At 62.0% G+C, this 18,442-nt stretch carries 17 protein-coding genes; 8 read left to right on the top strand and 9 right to left on the bottom strand.

The window, feature by feature from the left end; all coding sequences use genetic code 11:
- Positions 1–14: 14 nt before the first annotated feature.
- Positions 15–743 carry a glycine betaine ABC transporter substrate-binding protein gene (locus tag NH396_RS03410; RefSeq protein WP_253061674.1) on the bottom strand — a complete coding sequence of 243 codons (729 nt, stop codon included), beginning with the start codon at positions 741–743 and terminating at the stop codon, positions 15–17.
- Between the two features lie 98 nt (positions 744–841).
- Positions 842–1,132 carry a putative quinol monooxygenase gene (locus NH396_RS03415; protein ID WP_176676911.1) on the bottom strand — a complete coding sequence of 97 codons (291 nt, stop codon included), beginning with the start codon at positions 1,130–1,132 and terminating at the stop codon, positions 842–844.
- A 122-nt stretch (positions 1,133–1,254) separates the two neighbouring features.
- On the opposite strand from NH396_RS03415, the gene NH396_RS03420 reads away from it, so the two are divergent.
- Complete coding sequence (locus NH396_RS03420; protein ID WP_253061676.1) at positions 1,255–2,145, top strand: LysR family transcriptional regulator; 891 nt, start codon at positions 1,255–1,257, stop codon at positions 2,143–2,145.
- 186 nt (positions 2,146–2,331) lie between these two features.
- Here the strand turns inward: NH396_RS03420 and phnE (NH396_RS03425) are convergent, their stop codons facing one another.
- From phnE (NH396_RS03425) to NH396_RS03450, 6 genes are all read right to left on the bottom strand, one after another.
- Positions 2,332–3,156, bottom strand: a complete 825-nt coding sequence (gene phnE / locus NH396_RS03425; RefSeq protein WP_306424379.1) for a phosphonate ABC transporter, permease protein PhnE — start codon at positions 3,154–3,156, stop codon at positions 2,332–2,334.
- Entirely contained in the window at positions 3,153–3,914 is a 762-nt protein-coding gene (gene phnE, locus NH396_RS03430; RefSeq protein ID WP_253062182.1) for a phosphonate ABC transporter, permease protein PhnE, read from the bottom strand. The genes phnE (NH396_RS03425) and phnE (NH396_RS03430) overlap by 4 nt, the downstream gene beginning before the upstream one ends.
- A gap of 56 nt (positions 3,915–3,970) precedes the next feature.
- Positions 3,971–4,807: a phosphonate ABC transporter ATP-binding protein gene (gene phnC / locus NH396_RS03435; protein WP_253061680.1), complete on the bottom strand. Its 837-nt coding sequence runs from the start codon at positions 4,805–4,807 to the stop codon at positions 3,971–3,973.
- A gap of 22 nt (positions 4,808–4,829) precedes the next feature.
- Positions 4,830–5,777 carry a phosphate/phosphite/phosphonate ABC transporter substrate-binding protein gene (gene phnD / locus NH396_RS03440; protein ID WP_253061682.1) on the bottom strand — a complete coding sequence of 316 codons (948 nt, stop codon included), beginning with the start codon at positions 5,775–5,777 and terminating at the stop codon, positions 4,830–4,832.
- 242 nt (positions 5,778–6,019) lie between these two features.
- A complete protein-coding gene (gene phnD / locus NH396_RS03445; RefSeq protein ID WP_253061684.1) occupies positions 6,020–6,934 on the bottom strand; it encodes a phosphate/phosphite/phosphonate ABC transporter substrate-binding protein in 915 nt (304 codons plus the stop codon).
- Positions 6,935–7,638: 704 nt separating this feature from the next.
- A complete protein-coding gene (locus NH396_RS03450; protein ID WP_253061686.1) occupies positions 7,639–8,022 on the bottom strand; it encodes a hypothetical protein in 384 nt (127 codons plus the stop codon).
- A 453-nt stretch (positions 8,023–8,475) separates the two neighbouring features.
- On the opposite strand from NH396_RS03450, the gene purU reads away from it, so the two are divergent.
- From purU to NH396_RS03485, 7 genes are all read left to right on the top strand, one after another.
- Entirely contained in the window at positions 8,476–9,354 is an 879-nt protein-coding gene (gene purU / locus NH396_RS03455) for a formyltetrahydrofolate deformylase (protein WP_253061688.1), read from the top strand.
- Positions 9,355–9,454: 100 nt separating this feature from the next.
- On the top strand, positions 9,455–10,396 hold the full coding sequence (gene folD / locus NH396_RS03460) for a bifunctional methylenetetrahydrofolate dehydrogenase/methenyltetrahydrofolate cyclohydrolase FolD (RefSeq protein ID WP_253062184.1): 942 nt from the start codon (positions 9,455–9,457) through the stop codon (positions 10,394–10,396).
- Between the two features lie 38 nt (positions 10,397–10,434).
- Positions 10,435–11,676, top strand: coding sequence for an FAD-dependent oxidoreductase (locus NH396_RS03465; RefSeq protein WP_253061689.1), 1,242 nt, complete (start codon positions 10,435–10,437; stop codon positions 11,674–11,676).
- A gap of 95 nt (positions 11,677–11,771) precedes the next feature.
- Complete coding sequence (locus NH396_RS03470; protein WP_253061691.1) at positions 11,772–12,083, top strand: sarcosine oxidase subunit delta; 312 nt, start codon at positions 11,772–11,774, stop codon at positions 12,081–12,083.
- The gene (locus NH396_RS03475; protein WP_253061693.1) at positions 12,080–15,088 is read left to right on the top strand and encodes a 2Fe-2S iron-sulfur cluster-binding protein; all 3,009 of its coding nucleotides are present in this window, start codon (positions 12,080–12,082) and stop codon (positions 15,086–15,088) included. Before NH396_RS03470 ends, NH396_RS03475 begins: the two co-directional genes overlap by 4 nt.
- Before the next feature lies 1 nt (position 15,089).
- Positions 15,090–15,785, top strand: coding sequence for a hypothetical protein (locus NH396_RS03480; protein WP_253061695.1), 696 nt, complete (start codon positions 15,090–15,092; stop codon positions 15,783–15,785).
- A 141-nt stretch (positions 15,786–15,926) separates the two neighbouring features.
- Positions 15,927–16,772, top strand: coding sequence for an IclR family transcriptional regulator (locus tag NH396_RS03485; protein ID WP_253061697.1), 846 nt, complete (start codon positions 15,927–15,929; stop codon positions 16,770–16,772).
- Positions 16,773–16,944: 172 nt separating this feature from the next.
- Here the strand turns inward: NH396_RS03485 and amt are convergent, their stop codons facing one another.
- A complete protein-coding gene (gene amt, locus NH396_RS03490; protein WP_253061699.1) occupies positions 16,945–18,291 on the bottom strand; it encodes an ammonium transporter in 1,347 nt (448 codons plus the stop codon).
- Between the last annotated feature and the right edge of the window lie 151 nt (positions 18,292–18,442).

The following is an 18,442-nucleotide window of genomic DNA, read 5'->3' on the forward strand; positions in this document are numbered from 1 at the left end:
TCAGGTGCGACGCATCAGGCGCGACGACGCAGGTTGTCTTCCAGTTCGCTCAAGCGAGGATTGCCGATGTAGAGCTGAGAGAGGTCCTTGAGGGCCGCGGCGCCGATGCGCTGGCGAGCCTCCTTGCGCACCACCAGCGTGGCCTCATCCTGGGTACCCAGAAGCCCCTTGGGTTCCTTGAGGGCGCGAATCCGGTAGCGGTGATGCAGGAACTGCGGATGCCACAGCGGCACCACGACCCAACGCCCCTGCGCCACCGCCGCTTCGTAACGATCGAAGCAGTCCGCTTCGCTGCCGGTGCGGAAGACATACCCGGCGGCGTCCAGACCATATTGCTTGATCATCTCAGCCGAGAAGCGACTGATGCCGGCCCCCGGATTGATGCCCTGAATGATGGGCTCCATCTTGCTGAGCGCCGGTTCCCGCAGCAGGTCCGTGACGCTTGCCACCGCGCTTTGTGGCACGTAATCCGGTACTCCCCAGATGCAATACGGTTCGTAGATTACGGCGATCTTGTCGACCTCCTCCAGCATGGGGGCCAGGTAGGCCTCATGACTCGAGGGCAACCAGGCGGAGGCCAGAATGTCGACCTCCCCTCGCCCCAGCATCGCGAAGGCCTCTTCGTGGGGAGCAGAAGCGAAGGTCACCTCATGGCCGTGGTTCTCCAGCACACGTGCCACTTCCAGAGCGCTGGCCTCATGGAAGGTCAATGCGATATGGCCGATACGGATGGGGTCTGTCATGACTGCCTCGAGTGGGTCATTGAAGAAGAAAGAAAGCGAGCAGGCCTGCATGGCCGCCCAGGAAAGCCAGAGCCCATATCCAGGACCCAGGCCCGCCCTCAGTCGAAGGCGGTCATTTCATGCAGGGTGAATTCGCTGACCGCGCCTTCCGTCGCTGCCATGTAGTCTTCCAGGTGCGGGGCCTGCATGTGCTGCTGCCAGAGTTCCCGCGAGGCCCAATTCTCATAAAAGGTGAAATGCGCCGGGTTGTCGTTGTTCTGGTGCAGGGTGTAGCCAAGGCAGCCTTTTTCGGCACGAGTGATGGGTACCAGTGCCAGAAGTGCTGCCTTGACCTGCTCGATCTGGTCCGGCTTGGCATGGATATTGGCGATGATGGTCAGCTGAGTCATGAAAGGGGCTCCGTGGCGTGATCGGGAAACTTGAGTTGCGCAGGCAATGTGGTCATCCTAGCCACAAGCCTCAACCGTATAAACGTACAACTTGCGCAAATATAATTCGGAAAAACCGTACAATGCTGCTGGATAATATTGCCCTGTTTCTGACCATCATCGAGAAAGGCAGCCTGACCGCTGCAGGACGCGAGACGGGCCTGTCGCCCACCACCGTGTCCGAACGCCTCGCCGCGCTGGAAGCCCATTACGGGGTGGTGCTGCTCAACCGCACCACGCGCGCCATCAGCCTGACCGAAGAAGGCCGGACACTGATGGAAGAAGCTCGCGGCCTGCTTGATAGCGTGTCAGAACTCGAGACCCGCATCCGCCTGGGCGCCCAGACCCTCACCGGCCGCATTCGTGTCAGTGCACCGAGCGACCTGGGCCGCAATGCCCTGTCTCGCGCCATCACCGAATTCCAGCGACAGCACCCTACCATCGAGATAGAACTGCTGCTGTCGGACAGCTACGTGGATATCGTCGGCCAGGGGATCGATCTTGCCCTGCGCTTCGGCACCATCATGGACAGTACGCTGCGCGTGCGGCATCTGGGCCAGAAACGCCGCCTGCTGTGCGCCTCTCCCACCTATCTGGCGCAGCATCCTGCGCCGTTGACGCCGGTGGACCTCAAGCACCACAACTGTCTGGTGATGCGCTTCGGCAAGAGTCTCGACAACGAGTGGCGCTTCGGTAGTCACAAGGTGCCGCAGATCGTCACCGTCAGTGGCAACCGGATCGCCAATGACGGCGAACTGGTACGCCAGTGGTGCCTGGAAGGATTGGGCATCGCCCTGAAATCGGAAGTCGATGTGAAGGAGGATCTGCATGCGGGCCGCCTGATCGAACTGCTGCCGGAACATGCCGCACCGCCCTCACCGCTGCAGCTGCTGTTTCCGCCGGCGCGCGCCCAACCGCGTCGTGTGCAGGCGTTTGCCCAGCATCTGGTCGAGACCTTCAGCGAACCGGCCTGATCAGGACACAGCCGCCTCGTCATTTGCCGGCCCGTCGTTGTCGATCTGGCGAGACATTTGCCGCAACCAGAACGCCAACACCTCTGTGCGCATTGCGCGCGACAGCGGTGTTGGCGTCTTGCTTTGTGCGTGTTGCGGACATGCCTCAGGGTCTGGGCCTGGATCTGGATCCGGGGATGGGCCAGGTTACAACACGGCCTGGCGCACCCTGGCCGAGACCCACTCGGAGGCGATCACGGTAAACAGGATCACCACGAAGATCATGCTGACCTGGTTCCACGCCAGCACGTTGAGCGAGGACTGCAGATTGAGCCCCAGCCCACCGGCCCCGACCAGCCCCAGAATCGTCGACTCGCGGATATTGATGTCCCAGCGGAACACGCTGATGCCCCAGAAGGCCGGCAGAATCTGCGGCACCACGGCATAGTTCATCACCTGCAGCCCCGAGGCACCGGTGGCGCGCACGGCATCGACCTGACGCTCATCGATCTCCTCGATGGCTTCGTAGAGCAGCTTGGCGACGAAGCCGATGGAGCGCAGCCCGATGGCGATCACCCCCGCCAGCAGCCCCGGGCCGATGATGGCGACCAGCAGCAGCGCCCAGATCAACGAGTTGATCGAACGCGAGGCCACGATGATCAGCAGCGCCAGCGGACGGATGAAGCGCACGCTCGGCGTGGTGTTGCTGGCGGCAAGGAAGGCGACCGGCACGGCCATGATCACGCCGAGCACGGTGCCCAGCGTCGCCATGTTGAGGGTGTCCCACAGCGGCTGCCACAGGCGCCCCAGGTAGCTCCACTCAGGCGGGAACATGCGTCCACCGATATCGGCCGCCTGGGCGGGCGCATCCTCCACGAAGGCCCAGATGGTGTCTTCATTCATCACCTGCCAGCAGTAGACGCTGAACGCCACCAGCCAGAACAGGACAACCCACTTCACCAGGCGCTGACGCGACGAAGAACGCTGCCAGACAGGGGCTTGAGACGGGGAACTGTCTGTCATGACTGTCATTGCACCCACCGACGGATATAGGAAGAGGAATATTCCACCACCAGCACGATGGCGATGATCATGATCAGGATGGCGCCGGCGGAATCGTATTCGTAGCGATCGATCGCCGTGTTGAGTGTCGCGCCGATCCCGCCCGCGCCGACGATGCCGATCACCGAGGACTCACGGAAATTGATGTCGAGACGATAGAGCGACAAGCCGATCAGGCGCGGCATGACCTGAGGCTGCACGGCATAGTTGACCACCTGCCACCATCCGGCGCCGGTGGCACGAATCGCCTCGATCTGGACGGCCTCACAGGCTTCGATTTCCTCGGCCAGCAGCTTGGCGACGAAGCCGATGCTGGCGAACGTCAGCGTCAGAAAGCCCGCGAAGGGTCCGAAGCCGAACATGGCCACCAGCAGGATGGCGATGATGATTTCCTGGAAGGAGCGCGACAGCGTGATGATGAAGCGGCACAGGAAATAGATCGGCGCCGGGGCCAGATTGCGTGCTGCGCCGATCCCGATGGGAATCGAGATCAGAATGCCCGCCAGCGTCGAGGTCCAGGTCATGGTCAGGCTCTCGATCAGCCCTTGCTGGATATCACGCCAGCGCGACGTGAAATCCGGGACCAGAAAGCCCTGCAGGAAGCGCCAGCCGCGGATCATGCCTTCCTGAACCCGTGCCCAGTCGACCTCGATGGTCGAGGCTGCCACCACCAGATAGGCGATGGCACACAGCATGAACAGCCAGGCATGCCAGCGACGCTTGAACATCACCGGCGGACGCTGCCAGCGGGGCGGCATGGTGTAGGAAGAGGAAGCTGGTGTTGTCATGTCGCCGCCACCATCTGCTCGCGCAGTGCCTGCGGGCGCACCGCCGGTTCGTCTGCCGCCTCCTCGGCGCCCTCTTCCGGATTGAGCTGCGTCCAGTCCTCGGCACCATAGATGGAGGTCAGCACCTCGTCGGTCAGTGCGTCCGGCGGTCCATCGAAGACCACTTCCCCGGCACGCAGCCCGATCAGGCGGTCCGTGAAGTTGCGGGCCAGCATCACATCGTGGATGTTGATGATCGCCGGCAGGCCACGCTCGCGGCACATGCCCTGGATCAGACGCATGATCTGGCGCGAGGTCTTGGGGTCCAGTGAGGCGGTCGGCTCATCGACCAGCAACAGCTCCGGATTCTGCTCCAGTGCCCGCGCGATGCCGACTCGCTGACGCTGCCCGCCCGACAGCTCATCGGCGCGCTTGTCGTGACGTCCTGCAAGCCCCACCCGCTCCAGCAATGCAAACGCCTGCTGCACGTCTGCCGCCGGGTAACGACGCAACAGCGAGCGCCAGTACGAGACATAGCCCAGTCGGCCTGACAGCACGTTTTCCATCACCGTCAGACGCTCGACCAGCGCATATTCCTGGAAGATCATCCCGATACGCCGACGGACGCGGCGCAGATCGCTCCCCTTGAGACCCGTCAGGGACTCGCCGGCCAGACTGATCTCGCCGGAGGTCGGCTCGACCAGCCGGTTGATGCAGCGGATCAAGGTCGACTTGCCCGCTCCTGACGGGCCGATCAACCCGACCACCTGCCCTGCCGGTACCTCAAGACTGACGGCATTGAGCGCCAGATCACCCGTCTTGTAGGTCTTGGTGACTTTCTCTAGTTTCAGCACGTTTGACTCCCGACCCTGCCGATCAACGGCAGTGGTATTGAACGTTGTTCGCCGCGTCGATCTTGCGGATGACTTCCCACTCCTTCTTGAAGGAAATCGGGATGAACTGGGTTTCCCCCACCGGCGTGAATTCTTCTGCCAGTGACGAGCCTTCCCACGGGAAGGTTCTGAAGGCGTCCTTGATCTTCTCCTGCAGCTCCGGCGTCAGGTTGTGCGCCATGCCGTAGCTGGTGGTCGGGAAAGTCTGGGAGGTATACAGCGTCTTGAGCTGCTCGGGCTTGATCACACCGCGCTGCTCCATGCGACGAGCGACCTTGTTGGCGATCGCGGCGGCCGGGTAGTCCTTGTTCGCCACACCGAGGACCGAGTTGTCATGCTTGCCGGAAAACACGGGGGTGAAGTCGGTACCGGCGACCATGCCGTAGTCGGATTTCAGAATCGCCGACGGTGCCTTGTAGCCGGAGTTGGAGGTCTCGGAGGTGAAGGCCATCTCACGGCCCTTGATGTCCTCGACCTTGTCGATCCCGGAGCCCGGATAGGTGATGATTTCCATCTCGTAACCGAAGGAGCCATCGTCCGCGGCCATCATGGTGAAGGGACGGAAACCGGCACAGGCCACCGCCAGCGGGGTGGAACCGGTATTGAAGCCGGCAATCTGCAGGCGGCCGGCACGCATGGCCTCGATCTGGGCGGCGTTGGACTGCACCGGGAAGAATTGCACCTTCTTGCCGGTCTTCTCGGCCAGATACTCCAGAAAATCAGACCAGGCGTCGGCGTAGACTGCTGGGTCTTCCACCGGGGTATAGGCAAATACCAGGGTGGCGGGGTCCTTCAGCTCGGCGGGGTCCGCGGGGATATCCGCCACCATGTCGCCATCGGCATCGCTGTAGCGTTCGCCCAGACTGAACTGCGCTTGCGCCAGCGTCGGCACCAACAGCAATGACCCCAACCACCATCCAAGACGCTTCATTCCCTTCTCCCGTGTGTTCTCTGGTCTACCCCCCGCCTCGCGCGTGGGACAGATATCATCAGCTGGCGACGCCACCCGACAATATTTACTAATCCATATAAGCCAATATTTTAGACTGGCATTCAGGGTCCTGGCCCTTCACGATCTAGCCCCTTCACTACCTCCCGGCCAGCCACATATGGCATCAATTCGGGAAGCCGCGTTACGCCCGTCATGTCACTGCCTGATCCCTCTTGCGGGGTTCAGCGGCAGTTGTATTGAACGTTGTTGGCGTCATCGATCTTGCGAATGACTTCCCACTCCTTCTGGAAGGAGATCGGCACGAATTGCGCTTCACCGGACTCGGAGAACTCCGCTGCCAGTGAGGAGCCTTCCCAGGGGAAGCTCATGAAGGCGTCCTTGATCCTGGCCTGCAACTCCGGAGTTAGGTTGTAGGCGACGCCATAGCTGGTGGTCGGGAAGGTCTGCGAGGTATAGAGCGTCTTGATCTGGTCCGCCTCGATCACGCCGCGGTCTTCCATACGCCCCATCACCGAATTAGCGACGGCAGCAGCGACGTAATCGTGGTTGGCAACGCCGAGGATGGAATTGTCATGCTTGCCGGAGAACACCGGCGTGAAATCGGTGCCGGCGACCATGTCGTAATCGGCCTTGAGGATGGCAGACGGTGCCTTGAAGCCGGAGTTGGAGGTCTCGGAGGTGAAGGCCATTTCCTTGCCCTTGATGTCCTCGACCTTGTCGATGCCGGACCCCGGGTAGGTGATGATTTCCATCTCGTAGCCGTAGCTGCCATCCGCCGCCGCCATCATGGTGAACGGGCGATAGCCGGCACAGGCCACGGCCAACGGGTTGGAACCGGTATTGAAGCCGGCAATATGCAGACGACCCGCACGCATGGCTTCGATCTGGGCGGCGTTGGACTGCACCGGGAAGAACTGCACCTTCTTGCCGGTCTTCTCGGCCAGGTAATCCAGGAAGTCAGACCAGGCATCGGCATAGACTGCCGGGTCTTCCACCGGCGTATAGGCAAATACCAGCGTGCTCGGGTCCTTGAGCTGTGAGGCATCCGTCGGAATATCCGCCACCAGATCCCCATCGGCGTCGTTGTAACGGCTATCCAGACTGAACGCCGCCTGTGCCATCGAAGGAACCAGCATCATCGCGCCTACCACCAAGCCAAGCGTCTTCATATTCCCTGCCCCTTGAGTTTTTTTTCGTTCGAACCGAGATCCAGCTGCGGGTGTAAAGTAGGCGCTTCGTATGAAGATCGGATGACGCTTGCATTGCGAACGTGATGCGCTCGCATGACAGTCCAAAGACAACGCCCTGGAGCGAGCGTGACAAGGCGAATTTCACTGTTATCTGAAAATATGAATCTCCATATATATTTTCCGATAACGGCCCGCACCGAGGCCGCCAGGCCCCGTGATGCCCCGCTATCGTGGCCTTCTCCCCCGCTGATTGACGTTCATTTGAAGATGGCGAGCTGAGCACTTCACCACGCGATGACGCTGTCTTCCCTGACAGACACCCAGCACGTCTTGAAGGTCGCGCTTTCGAGAACGCTGAGATCCACTCGCTCTCTACACCCTGCCATCGTGAGCCAGAGGGCAAGGCGCTGATCCGAGAGCTTGGACCCAAGGGCTTGATGCAAAGGGCTTGGGAACGAAGGCCTTACGCAAAGTGCTTTACCGCAAAGGGCTTGGCGCAAAGGGCTTGGCCACAGCGTCTGGAGACAGGATCTGAACAAAAGAGGCCGAAACGCAAAAGCCCCCGGCAACCAGCGGCTGCGGGGGGCTTTCATCATCCGGGGCGTTAATCACCCGGGCACTCAGCTGCCATCAGGCAGCGATGTCATGCCTCAATGGCGCTCGTTCTTGAGCACGTCGGCGTAGCTCTTCTTCTGGTAACGAGAATGGGTATCGCTCGCCTTGTTGCTGGCACTGGACTTGGCTGACTTGGCCGCCTGGCTGGCGTGTGATGTCTTGGCCGATGCCTTGCTGCTTGCCGTGGCCTTGTGAGACTTGGCAGATGACTTGCTGCTTGCCGTGGCCTTGTGAGACTTGGCAGATGACTTGGCGCTGTTCTTTGACTGGGAGTACTGAGACTTGGCGCTGTCCTTGGTCTGGGAGTACTGAGACTTGGCGCTGTCCTTATGAGCCTCAAGCGTCGGATTGCCGGCCAGTGCCACGGAGGAACCGGCCATGCTGGCCACCATCAGTGCTGCGATCGTCAACTTGCGCATCGTGTCTACCTCGTCATCTTGCATGAATACCGAGTCCTGGAGGGCGTCCCTCGAGGTTTGTCATGAGCAGACACTAACGTGTTGATATTCAAGCTCGCAATTGTCGATCCCTGACATGACGATTTCTTTCACCTTATCCGAAAGTTGTAGCCATCCCGAGACGAGCGTGTCTCATCTGACACCTGTCCCACCCTCACCCGCCTCATGGTTTCACCCTGCGCCGCACTCCCCCAAAGCGGTAAAAATTCATCAGTGAATGATTGTCTTCATTTAATGAGTGCTATCGCCGGCCGGCGCGTCGATCAGGCTTGACCCAGCGGCAGAAAAACATTGTTATTTACTTGAGAAGAAAATTAAGTCACTGACAGGAAATAACCGAACCACAAACACGTCAGTGAATGAAACTCTTCAGATCACAACAACAATGCCTCTCTGCCGACATCGGAGCCCAGAATGCCTCACGCGACCTGCACCTCAGACGATCACTTCATTCTCACCATCAGCTGCCCGGCGACGTCCGGTATCGTGGCGGCCATCACCACCTTCTTGAACACTCACGAATGCTACATCAGTGAACTGGCGCAGTACGACGATGAGGACAAGGGACAGTTCTTCCTGCGTGCGCGCTTCCGTTTCAACACGGGCACCGAAGGCGATATCGAGCGTATGCGTCAGGCCTTTGAAGATGTGGCAGCGCCCTTCGAGATGCAATGGCAGATCCATGGTGGCAAGGACAAGATGCCGGTGCTGATCATGGTCTCCAAGTTCGACCACTGCCTGGATGATCTGCTCTACCACTATCGCAAGGGTGAGCTGGACATGCAGATCACCGCAGTAGTCTCCAACCACTTGGATCTGCGCCCGATGGTCGAGCGCGAAGGCATCCGCTTCGTCTACCTGCCGATCACCAAGGACACCAAGGCGCGCCAGGAAGCGGCCTTGATGGACATCGTCGAGGAAACCGGCACTCAACTGGTGGTACTGGCGCGCTACATGCAGATTCTCTCCGATGAGCTATGCCAGAAGCTGGCCGGGCGCGCCATCAACATCCACCACTCCTTCCTGCCGGGCTTCAAGGGCGCCAAGCCCTATCACCAGGCACACGCCCGCGGGGTCAAGCTGATTGGCGCCACCGCCCACTACGTCACGGCGGATCTTGATGAAGGGCCGATCATTGATCAGGCCGTACAGCGAGTCGAACACAACTTCGCCCCGGATGACCTGGTCGCAGCGGGCCGCAATACCGAGACCCAGGCGCTGACCAATGCTGTGCGCTATCACATTGAACACCGCGTCTTCCTCGCCAATGATCGCACCGTGATCTTCAAATAGGTCTTCAAAAAAATCTTCAAGACAGGCGCTACATGAGCCTTCAAGAAAGACCACGCGTGAATCATCAGCCGTCACACAAGGAGGAAGCGTAGTCGTGAATATCTCAACAACATCCGCCGCGATCACGGACGAGACACTCGCACAGCCCACCGCCGCCGTCATCGATGGCAAGGCCGCCTCGGCGCGACTGTTGGAAGAAGTCACGGCAGGGGTTGCAAGCCTCGCAAAACAGGGCGTGATACCGGGGCTTGCCGTCGTACTGGTCGGCGAGGACCCGGCCAGTCAGGTGTATGTGCGCAACAAGCTCAAGCGCACCGTCGAATGTGGCATGCAATCCTTTGAGCACGTGCTGCCCAACGAGACCCGCGAGGCTGAGCTGCTGGCGCTGGTCGCCAAGCTCAACGCAGACCCCGAAGTGCATGGCATCCTCGTTCAGCTACCGCTGCCGACGCATATTCAAGAAGATGCGGTGCTCGAGGCCATTGACCCCGCCAAGGACGTCGACGGCTTTCACCGCATGAACGTCGGGGCGCTGGTGCAGGGCGCCGATGCCCTGGCGCCCTGCACGCCCACCGGCTGCATGCGCCTGTTGCGTGACACCTTTGCCGAGCGTGGCGGAGACCTTTCCGGACTGCATGCGGCGATCATCGGCCGCTCCAACATCGTCGGCAAGCCAATGGCCAGTCTGCTGCTGGCCGCCAACTGCAGCGTCACTCAGCTGCACTCGCGCAGCCAGAATCCCGCCGAACTCTGCCGCCAGGCCGATATCGTAGTCGCCGCGGTCGGGCGCCCGAACATGATCAACGCCGATTGGATCAAGCCCGGTGCCGTGGTCATCGATGTGGGCATCAATCGCATCGCGCAGTCCGCCGAGCAAAGCCCCACCGGCAAGGCACGCACCCGTCTGGTCGGAGATGTGGACTTCACTGCGGTCAGCAAGATTGCTGGTGCCATCACGCCCGTGCCCGGCGGGGTCGGCCCGATGACCATCGCCTGCCTGCTCGCCAACACCCTGACTGCCGCACGTCGTCAGTCGACCTGAACCACTAGAGGTACGTTTGCGCGTACCGGGAGTCACCGATGCCCTTTTCCCTGCTCAAGTACGGCCTGTCCTCCGAGTATCCGGCCGAAGTCGACCTCCCCCCGCCCACGGAGCTGAAGTCCCGTTACGACGTGGTCATCATCGGCGGCGGCGGGCACGGCCTGGCCACTGCCTACTATCTGGCCAAATATCACGGCATCACCAATATCGCCGTGCTGGAAAAGGCCTACCTGGGCAGTGGCAACACCGCGCGCAACACTGCGGTGATTCGCTCCAACTACCTGACGCCCGAAGGCGTGCGCTTTTACAGCGAGTCGGTGCGCATGTTCCAGGGACTGTCCAACGAATTCGACTACAACATCATGTACTCGGAGCGCGGCCAGCTGACCCTCGCACACACTGACTCCACCGTTCGTGCCTTCCGCCAGCGCGCCGAGGTCAACACCCACTTCGGCGGGCGCACCGAGATGCTGGATCGCCAGCAGATCCGCGAACTGGTACCGACCCTGAATCTGGACCCCGGCCACCTGCCTGTCATGGCGGGCCTGTGGCACATCGATGGTGCCACCGCGCGCCACGATGCGGTTGCCTGGGGTTATGCCAAGGAGGCCGCCAAACGCGGCGTCGAGATCCACCAGCTCACCGAGGTGCAGGACCTCGTGGTAGAAGGCGGCAAGATCAGTGCGGTGAAGACCAATCGCGGCACCGTGCAATGTGGATGCGTAGTGCAGGCGGTGGCCGGACACAGTTCGGTACTCGCCAGGAAAGCCGGCTTCACCATGCCCATCATCAGCTATCCGTTGCAGGCAATGGTCACCCAGCCGTTCAAACCGTTTCTCGATCCGCTCGTCAGCTCCTCGGCCCTGCACTGCTACGTGCAGCAGACCAGCCGTGGCGAGGTGGTGTTCGGCGGTGGCTCCGACCCCTATCCGCTCTACAACACCCGCTCGACACTGGATCTCAAGGAAAGCCTGATCGCGGCGGCGCTGGAGATGTTCCCCTTCCTGTCCCAGGCCCGCCTGATGCGCCAATGGGCAGGCACGACCGACATGACGCCGGACTACAGCCCGATCATGGGCGAGAGCCCCGTCGAAAATTACTACCTGGATGCCGGCTGGGGCACCTGGGGCTTCAAGGCGACGCCGATCTGCGGCAAGACCATGGCCGAGCTGGTCGCCTCCGGCGGCAAGACCCCAGACCTGATTGCCCCCTTCGCGCTGGAACGCTTCGCACGCTTCCGTCAGGTCAACGAGATGGGCGCGACTGCCGCCAGCCACTGATGCCTCGCGACGGCTCGACCGACAAGGCTCGATGACTGCCCGGATATGCGCACCCCACGGTGGATGTACAAGAACAACGGTCAAGGATTTCCGCGATGAAGATCATGCCCTGCCCACTCAATGGGCCCCGAAATATCAGCGAATTCGTGTATGGCGGCGAACTTGCCGTCATGCCAGACCCCGATACCTGCAGTGATCGCGAGTGGGCCGACTACGTCTTCTTCAGCGACAACACCGCCGGTGTCGTCACCGAATGGTGGATGCATGCGGCCTCCAGCTACTGGTTCCTCGCCGAGCGGCACACCGTGACCGACGAGATCCTGCGCACCTTCGACCCCTCCGAGCGCTTCACACAGCGCGTGGAGTTCCCACTGCACACCACGGATAGCTCGGGAGAACGCGCATGAACGCCAGAGTCCCCATGACCCGCGGCGCACGTCTGCCGGCCCCGATGGGGCGGTTGATCGACCGTGACACGCCCATGACCTTCAGCTTCGACGGCAAGAGCTATCAGGGCTTTTCCGGCGACACCATCGCCAGTGCCCTGGCCGCCAATGGCCGCTGGCTGCTGTCGCGCTCCTTTAAGTATCACCGCCCGCGTGGCGCCCTGACCTTCGCCGGCCAGGACGCCAATACCCTGGTGCAGTTGCCGGATGAGCCCAACGTGCTGGGCGATGAGCGCCAGATCAGCCCGGGGCTTGAAGTCACCGCCCAGAACGTCTCTGGCAGCCTGGACAACGACTGCGACATGCGGCTGGGCAAGTTCTCGAAATTCATGCCGGTGGGCTTCTATTACCGCGCCTTCTACAAGCCCAAGGGCGTCTGGAAGTACTGGGAGCCGCTGATTCGGCGCAAGGCCGGTCTGGGCACGCTGAATCTGGACGTGCGCGGCGAGTATCACGACAAGGCCTATCTGTTCCACGACGTAGTGGTGGTAGGTGCGGGCCCGGCGGGCATGACGGCCGCACTTGAGGCTGCCGAGGGTGGCGCGAGCGTGCTGCTGGTCGAACAGGGCCGTCTGCTCGGCGGTGCCTTGACCTACGCACGCTTCGATGCCGAAGGACGTGAGGCCAGCCAGACGCTTGAGCGTCTGGGTGCGGCCGTCACGGCGCATCCGCGCATCGACGTTATGACCGAGGCGACCTGCAACGCCTGGTTCACCGACAACTACCTGCCGGTGATCTGCGGCAAACGCCTCTACAAGGTGCGGGCCAAGGAGTGCATTCTCGCCAGCGGCGCCTTCGATCAGCCAGTGGTATTTCGCAACAACGACTTGCCGGGCATCATGCTCGCCAGTGCCGCCCAGCGCCTGATGCAGCACTATGGCGTGTTGCCGGGCAAGCAAGGGGTGGTGATCACCGGCAGCGATGATGGCTATCTGGCGGCGCTGGACCTGATGGAGCACGGCGTCAACATCGTCGCCCTGCTCGACATGCGCACTCAGCCCGATGAGCCAAGCCTTGCCGATGCGGTGCGTCACTGCGGCATTGCGCTCAAGCTCGAGCACGCCATCTTCGAGGCGCAGGCGGAGAAGTCTCTGCATCACGTCACGGGCGTCGAGGTACGCAAGATCATCGCGCGCGGCGAACTGGCCACCGAGGGAGAGGTGATCCCCTGTGATCTGGTCTGCATGACGGCGGGCTACATGCCAGTCTACCAGCTGGCCTGCCAGGCGGGCGCCAAACTCTCCTATCTGGATGACGATGCACGCTTCAGCCTCAGCGGCCTGCCGGCACACCTGCACATGGCGGGCTCTGCCAATGGCCTCTATCACCTCAAGGACGTGATGGCCGACGGCCAGCGTGCCGCCAGGTCTGCATTGGCCGGGCTTACCGCCGCAGGCAAGGTCGTGGATGTCACGCTTGAGGCGAATGAGCCGCCAGCCGTCACGCCATCACGTCCCTTCCGTCAGCATGGCTGGCCGCTGTTCGCACACCCCAAGGGCAAGGAATTCGTCGATCTGGACGAAGACCTGCAGATTCGCGACATCGTCAATGCCACCCGCCACGGCTATCGCGACATCCAACTGGTCAAGCGCTTCTCGACGCTGGGCATGGGTCCGTCCCAGGGTCGTCACTCGGCATTGCCGGCCGCGCGTCTGGTGGCCGACGCCACCCAGCGCACCGTCAGCGAGACCGGCGTGACCACCGCACGCCCGCCCTTCGTTGCCGAACCGCTGCCCCTGCTGGCCGGTCGCAGTTTCGACCCTTACCGCCAGACACCGATGCATCAGCGCCACCTGGACCTGGGCGCCACCATGATGCCGGCCGGCCACTGGGCGCGCCCGGCCTTCTATGGCCGCCCGGAGGAGCGCAATGACGCCATGCAGAGTGAGGCACTGGCCGTGCGCAATGGTGTTGGTCTGATCGATGTCTCGACCCTGGGGGGCATCGAGCTGCGCGGGCCGGACGCCGCTGAACTGCTCAACCGAATCTATACCTTTGCCTTCCTCAAGCAACCAGTGGGGCGCACACGTTACGCCACCATGGCCAACGAGCAAGGCGTGATCATCGACGACGGCGTGTCGTGTCGCCTCGGTGAGGAACACTTCTATGTCACCGCCACCACCAGCGGGGTGGACCGGGTCTACCAGCAGATGCTGAAGTGGAATGCCCAGTGGCGACTCGATGTCGACATCACCAATGTCACCGCCGCTTACTGCGCCATCAATCTGGCCGGCCCCAGGGCCCGCGAAGTACTGAGCAAGGTGTGCCGCGATATCGATTTAAGTGCCGAGGCCTTCCCCTACCTGGAGCTGCGCACCGGCCACATCGAGACCGAGCTGCTGGGCACTACCGGCAGCATACCGGCACGCCTGCTGCGGGTCGGCTTCGTCGGAGAGCTGGGCTACGAGATCCATGTGCCGAGTCGTTTCGGCGAAGCGCTGTGGGATCTGCTGATGCTGGCGGGCAAGGAAGCCGGTATCCGCCCCTTCGGCGTCGAGGCCCAGCGACTGCTGCGTCTCGAGAAGGGCCACATCATCATCGGTCAGGATACCGATGGCATGAGCCATCCCGGCGAGATCGGCCTGGAATGGGCGGTCAGCCACAAGAAGCCCTTCTGTGTCGGCCGCCGTGCGATCGATATTCTTTCCGCCCAGCCCCAGACCCGCAAGCTGGTCGGCTTCATGCTGCCCAAGGACAGCCCGCAACCGCTGGAAGGTCAGCTGGTGCTCAGCGGAGGTGAGCAGAGCGCAGACGCCGCCAAGCCCGGCGGCGACATCACCGGCAACGTGACCTCGTGCGAGTATAGCGCGACCCTTGGCGCCATCATCGGCCTGGCCTACGTCGGTATCGACAGCAGTTCGCCCGACAGCAAGATCACCATCCGCACGCAGGGCGACGTACTGGTCCAGGCCGACGTCGTGGCACTGCCCTTCTTTGATCCCGAGTCTGTCCGCCAGGAGCTGTGAGATGACGACAACAATAACGGACCCTCTGAACAGCGCCAGCCTGTTGGCACGCTGCGCGCTGCCACAAAGCCTCACTGGCGCGTCGACCGCCGACAGCTCAAGTGACATGACGGCGGCCCTCAGTCACTGCGCGCTCGCCGACATGAGCGCTCTGGGTCGCGCAGGCGTTCGCGGCCGCGCCGCCGCCGATTGGCTGGCCTCGCTGGGCTTCACGGTACCGGGCACGCCCAATGCGGCAACGCTTCAGTCAGATGACAGCTGGCTGGTCAGGCTGTCAGTGGGTGAGTTTCTGCACCTCGCGCCGGCCATCAGCCCACAGGCGGGCGTGGCCGAGCTGCCGCTCATCGCACAGGCGGATGAAGCGCTGGCCCAAGGCATTCGCGTGCATTCCCTGCCACGGCGGGACTCCCACGCCTGGTTCAGCCTGAGCGGCAGCACCCTGCCCGCGCTGATGGCCAAGCTGTGCGGGGTGGACCTGCGCAGTGAGTCCTTCCCGCCGGGAAGCGTCGCCCAGACATCGGTGGCACGCACCAATGCCATCATCGTCAGTGCAGGGAGCCTTGCGTGTCCCTGCTTCCACCTGCTGTTCGACATCGCCTCCAGCCACTATCTATGGGGCGTCATGCTCGATGCCATGCGCGAATACTCCGGCGAGAAAGTGACAGCCGCTGCCCTGCTGGCCCATCATCACGGCTAGCGATTGCGGCGCGACATCGGCATCCGCCAGCGGATGCCTCTCGCTTTACCACCCGCTCCCCGTCGGGGCCTGACCCACAGGCCGCGACGGGGACACTGCGTTTCGCCCACCGCCTGTCGTACGTTGCCAAAGGATCCAGGTATGTCCGATTCCCAAGTGTGGCTTTCCCGCGGGCAAGATGTCGCGAGCGCCCCGACAGCACTTTCCTCGCTCGCGGCATCGCGCGAGAACGATTACACCGTGCCAGCGCTGTTTCGCGGTCTGAGAATCCTCGAGATGTTCAGCAGCAGTCGCAAGGTGCTGACAACCAACGACTTCGCTGAGGAGTTGGGTACCAGCAACTCGGCTATCTACCGCATTGTCATCACCCTCACCGACATGGGTTATCTCAAGAAGATCGCCCGCAATACCTATGAACTGGGGCCACAGGTCATCTCGCTAGGCTTCAGCTATCTGGCCAGTCGTGACCTGGTCGAGGTAGTGGCACCTCACCTGGATACCCTACGCGACCAGACCACCATGTCGTGTCACCTGAGCATCCGCGAGGGTACAGATGCCATCTATCTCTACCGCGCCTTTGCCGCACAGCGCATGTCGGTCAACATCCCCATCGGCTCCCGACTGCCGTGTCATGTCAGCGCGATGGGGCGCATTCTGCTCACGGTACTGGGCGAGGATGAACTGCAACAGCTCTACCGGCAGATCCGCCTAGATGATTACCCACCACCGGCACCTCAGAATCTGCCTGCCCTGAAGGATGCCATCGAGGAAGCCCGCCGCCAGGGGTGGGTGGAGAGCCGCTCCGACTACGCCACCGCCATCGCCACGGGACTGTATGACCACACCGGCCATCTGGTCGGCGCCATCAATATCTCAGGGCCCGATGCGATGATGGCCGATGAACGCCGCCGCCTGCTGTTGCGCGGCGCATTGATGGACTGCGCCCGCCATATCAACCACGAACTGGGCGGGCTGCACCGCCGTTGACGCCGTGTCCGTCTGATCGCGGCCTGTTCATACCAAGGCATTCTTTCTCTTCCTCTCCTTTCCCCTTCGCTCACCCCGGAACACGAGAAGGCCCGCCAATTGGCGGGCCTTCTCGTATCACATGCTGACAGGACTCACCCCACTCGGGGAGTCCAGCCCCCGGGGTGCGTGCTCAACGTGTCGCCCCCTTGAGCACCGCAGCCGAGGCCGCTGTGCTCGCCTTGCCGGCGTGCCCGGACACATTGCCTTCCCCCTGTGACGGCGAGGACATGTTGACGAATTCCGGGTAGGCGCCCATGCCGCATTCATGCATGTCCATGCCTTCCAGTTCTTCTTGCTCGCTGACACGCAGGCCACCACAGACCTTCTTTATCACCAGCAGCGCCACGAAGCTTGCGCCGAACATCCAGGCGAAGATGATCAGCGTGCCCAGCACCTGGGTGCCGAAGGCCGCATCCGGATTGGAGAACAGCACCGCCATGATGCCCCATAGACCGGCGGAACCATGCACGGAGATGGCGCCGACCGGGTCATCGATCTTGAGACGATCAAGCCCCACCACCGACAGCACCACGATGATGCCGCCCACCGCGCCGACCAGCACCGCAAGGCCGGCAGACGGCAGCAGCGGTTCTGCAGTGATCGAGACCAGACCGGCCAGGGCACCGTTCATCACCATGGTCATGTCGGTCTTGCCGAACATGGCGCGTGACAGCAGCGCCGCGGCCACCATGCCCGCAGAGGCCGCGACATTGGTGTTGACGAAGATACGCGCCACGCTGTTGGCATCATCGAGACTGGCGATCTTGAGCATCGAACCGCCATTGAAGCCGAACCAGCCCATCCACAGGATGAACATGCCCAGCATGGCGATCGGCAGATTGGCGCCCGGGATGGCACGCACCTTGCCGTCTACGCCGTAGCGCCCCTTGCGCGGACCGACCAGCAATACCGCCGCCAATGCCGCCGCCGCACCCGCCATGTGCACGACCACCGAGCCTGCGAAGTCCTGATAGCCCATCGCATCTAGGAAACCGCCGCCCCACTTCCAGTAACCCTCAACCGGATAGATGACCGCGACCATCACCACCGCGAAGATCAGGAACGGCCACAGGCGCATGCGTTCCGCCACGGCCCCCGAGACGATGGACATGGTCGCGGCGGCAAACACCGCCTGGAAGATGAAGTCCGCCATGCTGGAGTAATAGGCGGCTCCTTCGCCGGCACTGATGTCGCTGAGGGTATTGTCAGCGCCGAGCATGAACGACAGCCCCGGAATCACGCTGCTGATGGCGTTGTCGCCGGGATACATCACGTTGTAGCCCACCACCAGGAACACCAGACAGGCGATGCCGTAGAGCAGCGCATTCTTGGTCAGGATCTCGACGGTATTCTTGGAGCGCACCAGGCCGGATTCCAGCATCGCGAAGCCGCAGGCCATGAACATGACCAGCGCGGTACACATCAGGAAGTAGAACGTATCCAGCGCGTAGCTGAGTTGCAGGACATCGATATTCACCAGCGTTTCCTCTTTGTTGTTATTCGCAAGCGCTGTGGTCAGTGGCTTGCGATCCATTCCCTGTCACGCCCTCGGCGCCGAGAGTTGTTTGCCGAGTGCTCTTTATCAGGAGCTCTTTATCAGGAGCGGTTTGCCAGAAGCAGCTTGCCGA

The organism is Cobetia sp. Dlab-2-AX, from assembly GCF_024124625.1.
Classification (GTDB): Bacteria; Pseudomonadota; Gammaproteobacteria; order Pseudomonadales; family Halomonadaceae; genus Cobetia.

Coding starts and splice junctions, on each gene's coding strand:
- NH396_RS03480 (WP_253061695.1), top strand. CDS start 15,090: ATGACGACAACAATAACGGACCCTCTGAACAGCGCCAGCCTGTTGGCA.
- purU (WP_253061688.1), top strand. CDS start 8,476: ATGCCTCACGCGACCTGCACCTCAGACGATCACTTCATTCTCACCATC.
- NH396_RS03450 (WP_253061686.1), bottom strand. CDS start 8,022: ATGCGCAAGTTGACGATCGCAGCACTGATGGTGGCCAGCATGGCCGGT.
- NH396_RS03485 (WP_253061697.1), top strand. CDS start 15,927: ATGTCCGATTCCCAAGTGTGGCTTTCCCGCGGGCAAGATGTCGCGAGC.
- NH396_RS03410 (WP_253061674.1), bottom strand. CDS start 743: ATGACAGACCCCATCCGTATCGGCCATATCGCATTGACCTTCCATGAG.
- NH396_RS03470 (WP_253061691.1), top strand. CDS start 11,772: ATGAAGATCATGCCCTGCCCACTCAATGGGCCCCGAAATATCAGCGAA.
- phnE (WP_306424379.1), bottom strand. CDS start 3,156: ATGACAGTCATGACAGACAGTTCCCCGTCTCAAGCCCCTGTCTGGCAG.
- NH396_RS03465 (WP_253061689.1), top strand. CDS start 10,435: ATGCCCTTTTCCCTGCTCAAGTACGGCCTGTCCTCCGAGTATCCGGCC.
- NH396_RS03475 (WP_253061693.1), top strand. CDS start 12,080: ATGAACGCCAGAGTCCCCATGACCCGCGGCGCACGTCTGCCGGCCCCG.
- NH396_RS03420 (WP_253061676.1), top strand. CDS start 1,255: ATGCTGCTGGATAATATTGCCCTGTTTCTGACCATCATCGAGAAAGGC.
- phnD (WP_253061684.1), bottom strand. CDS start 6,934: ATGCTGGTTCCTTCGATGGCACAGGCGGCGTTCAGTCTGGATAGCCGT.
- phnD (WP_253061682.1), bottom strand. CDS start 5,777: ATGAAGCGTCTTGGATGGTGGTTGGGGTCATTGCTGTTGGTGCCGACG.
- phnE (WP_253062182.1), bottom strand. CDS start 3,914: ATGTTCAAGCGTCGCTGGCATGCCTGGCTGTTCATGCTGTGTGCCATC.
- NH396_RS03415 (WP_176676911.1), bottom strand. CDS start 1,132: ATGACTCAGCTGACCATCATCGCCAATATCCATGCCAAGCCGGACCAG.